This window comes from Peptoniphilus sp. HMSC075B08, from assembly GCF_001815405.1.
Taxonomy (GTDB): domain Bacteria; phylum Bacillota; class Clostridia; order Tissierellales; family Peptoniphilaceae; genus Peptoniphilus_A; species Peptoniphilus_A harei.
On the sequence record NZ_KV820441.1, the window covers coordinates 1 to 224 of the forward strand.

1 protein-coding gene is annotated in these 224 nt (G+C 41.5%); it reads left to right on the forward strand.

The window, feature by feature from the left end; translation table 11 throughout:
* Positions 1 to 224: enolase C-terminal domain-like protein (locus HMPREF3023_RS03135; protein WP_305790318.1), on the forward strand; the 224-nt coding region annotated here is incomplete at both ends.

Sequence of the window (224 nt, forward strand, 5' to 3'; positions counted from 1 at the left end):
GGCAGTGGGCCCAGACGTAAGAATTAGAATTGATGCCAACCAAGCTTGGTCACCAAAAGAAGCAGTGAGAATACTAGACTCAATGCAAGAAAAACTCTTGGACATAGAATTAGTAGAACAACCAGTAAAGGCACACGACTATGAAGGTCTAAAATATGTCACAGACCATTCAATAGTTCCAGTCCTAGCAGATGAAAGTGTATTCTCAGCAGAAGATGCCATGA